1 protein-coding gene is annotated in these 3,168 nt (G+C 59.8%); it reads right to left on the reverse strand.

The genetic code is table 11. The annotated features are described in order from the left end of the window. Positions 1 to 630: 630 nt before the first annotated feature. Positions 631 to 1,403, reverse strand: a protein-coding gene (locus BO39_RS32260) for an IS5 family transposase (protein WP_156964148.1) whose coding sequence is annotated in 2 segments (ribosomal slippage) — positions 631 to 1,085 and positions 1,085 to 1,403 — 774 coding nt in all. Because the reading frame shifts where the segments join, the coding sequence is not laid out codon by codon here. Positions 1,404 to 3,168 lie beyond the last annotated feature (1,765 nt).

The raw sequence follows: 3,168 nt of genomic DNA on the forward strand, positions 1-3,168 counted from the left end.
AGTAGATCTGGTGCCGCAGACGATAGACGGCGCGGAGTTTCTCCGGCGTGTCCGCGAGAGTGACCTCAAAGGCCTCCGCTGCTTCCAGAAGTCCACCGCGTGCTAACGTCATTGCTTACCTCTACCTCGCGAGACCGCGAGGTGAGCCGCTATCGAGACGAGAGCAAGCCAGAGTTGCAGAGGCAGTAGGCGAAGAAGACACTTCTTCTAAAAACCAGCTGCGCCCAGAGCCAATCTGTCATTATATTCCTTGTCTTTGCATATGGGGAAGACGTTTGTTCTTGATGCTGCGACTATCCAGAGGGTGTGTTGGAGGGTGAGTTGGAGTAATGTATTTCACGTGCCGTTGTGAAAGGCCGATTATCTTTCACCTGCACGACGCTGTTTTTGATGGAACTGAAACGCTTATTGATCCTCCACGTGGGCGAGAATATTGGTGTCACTGCGCACAAGCAGGTCTGGTCCTTCATAATCAAGCGTCCAGATCTGTAACGTCCAGTTCGGCCTCGACCGCGAAAACGAACACCTTGATGTCGGCCAGGACATCCCAGCCGTCGCCGCGGGGAAACCGGGGAACATGCTAGGCAGAAGGCGTCGACCGATCAGCGATGCTTTGGGTGCTAGGGTTTGTTAGCGCCTGCTCCAGTCGAGTGTGGCGGCGAGGTGTAGGACGCCGAGGAAGGACGAAGCAGTTTTCTCGTAGCGCGTCGCCACGGCGCGCCACTCCTTGAGCCTGGCCCAGAGGCGTTCGACGCGACTGCGATTGTTGTAAATCCAATCTGGACAGGCGACTGGGGCCTCGTTCCTTTTGGGCGGTATCGCGGGTCGTGCACCGAGGTCCCAGACTTGCTGGCGGAAGGCATGGCTGGAGTAGCCTCGGTCGCCCACCACCCAGAGCGGCACGCCGGGAAGCGTAGCGAGGAGGGGCACGGCGTAGGGCAGTTCGTGCGCTTGCCCTGGTGCAAGCGAGAAGGCGACGGCGCGGCTTGCACTGTCCGCGATCACGCAGACCTTGGTGCCGAAGCCGCCACGAGAGCGACCAAGCGCCTCACGCTCATCCCGCCCCGCCGCTGTCGCGCCTTTTTGGCCGCCCCGGCAGCTTTGGCGTGCGCCCGCACGGAGGTGCCGTCGACAAAGGTCATGCCAAGCCCGATGCCTCGGTCCTGCGCCATGCTCAACAGGCGCTCCCAGACGCCCAGGCGCGACCAGCGTATGAAGGTCTGTGCGGCCATCCACCAGGGCCCCTCCTCTAGAGGCAAGGCCCGCCACTTTGCGCCGTTGTCGTGCCTCCAGAGAATGGCCCCGATGGTCCTCCGCAGGTGCTGAGGTGGCACCTTGGCGTGCGGGCGCCACGCCTCGACAAGAGGATCCAGCACCGCCCACTGCTCATCCGTCAGGGCCATCCCGTTCTCCAGAAAGCCAGAGAACGCAGGCACCTTGCCAAGGATTCAGACGCTAACAGGCCCTAGTGCGAAACATCGGCCCGACATGCCCAGCCCAGGTCGCCCGTACAATCTATGTCGCGAAACCGGCCACAACACCCTACGTCATTTCGCGTGCAGATTTTTAGTTGGCTCGCGGGAGCCTCATGGCAGCCTCGTAGGTGTCAAGCTGCGCGTCTGTCAGTTCAGTAAGTTGGAGCAGCTGCAGCGCCCCGTCACGCGCTCGACTGACCAAACGGCCGACTGCCTCACCGACGAGCACAACGCGCCAGACGTTCTCTGCAGATAACGGCTGCTGCTCAGCGATGGCCGCGAGGGTCCCGATCACACTATGACCCGACGACTTTTCGCCAAGCCGAGGCGGCTGGTGAGTGCGCGGTGGCTCCGGCGTATCCGCCACGATGTGAAGATGTCTGACACGAGCACGTGCAGGGCTCAATGGTTTGTCACCCATGGTCAAGCGTCTCACAACCACGATGCCTCAACGCCCTTTACAATAATAGTAGGCTCACAATAACGCTATACATAATTCTGCAACGAGCAGCTTCTTCCGTGTAGCGCGGTTCAGACTAAGCGTACCACGCATGCGTAATTAACTCCGCCTTCCATTCCGCATCGAAACTCTTGGTTTTGCAATGGAATTGTATCGACTTGCGATGAATCCCGGCCATCACCGCCGATAACGAGAAGGTTGGCCCATTCGGCTGACATGAAGGTTTCGACAAGGCGTCCGATGATGTTCCGGAGGCCCTCTACGGTTCGCTCGGCAGCCTTGCGCGCCCTTATGGCTGCCGAGGTTGTCCATGACGAAGAAACCGCCTGGCCTGACCTCTCGCACGTGGTCGCGGTCGACATGGGCCAACAAGGCGCGGCCGTTGATCCGGCTGTGAGCACCGCGAGTGCGACCATTCCGGGCGGGCACAATCCTGCGACGGAGGTGGGGGGCCTGCAGTGTCCGAGCAGGATGCGGGTCTGCAGGCGCTCGCCTGGGGCGCCCGGCTGCAGGTGCGGTTCATGTTAGTGGACGCCCAGGTTTCCTCGGTGGAGGCAGCGTTGCGGGATTAAGGTCGATCTGGCCAACGAAGCACGCTTAGGGCCATTTTGAGATGTCCGGGCAGTCCCGCTTCGCAGCATGGACTGACGTCTCTCCAAATCATCCGACACCGATCGAAGAAGCATCATGGCGTACCAATGCCAGCCAACACGCCGGCCTTGGCTAGGTCGGCCCGAATCTCCTTCAGCCTCATATACGAGTTCCCTCGGGCAAGCCGACGATCAGTCGCGCATGCGCCTCAATGCCGGCCATTCGACGATTCTCCGCCGAGCGATCCCGATGTGACCGAACCCGCCTCCCGCGGTCGTGCTGACTTAGCCGAGACAGTCCTGGAGCAGTCCTCACAACCGCCACCTTCCAACGTCCAGCATCTTCCACACCTTACCTCAGACCAGCACTATTCAGAACGAAATAGTAATAAAAGGTTTATTTGCCTAAATGGGATCATTCGGAATTATTCTTTTAGCAAAAGAGCAAAAATCAGCAGGCCGCTTCAACTTTCGGTTGCGTCTCCGCGACAATGCGATGGTATCACGGAATCGTGAGCAGGGGAGTGGTCCACGATGTCGTCGCGTACTGGACTTCTGGAAGCAGCGGAGGCCTTTGAGGTCACTCTCGCGGACACGCCGGAGAAACTCCGCGCCGTCTATCGTCTGCGGCACCAGATCTACT

The sequence above is a fragment of the Roseomonas aerilata DSM 19363 genome (assembly GCF_000711725.1).
Taxonomy (GTDB): domain Bacteria; phylum Pseudomonadota; class Alphaproteobacteria; order Acetobacterales; family Acetobacteraceae; genus Roseomonas; species Roseomonas aerilata.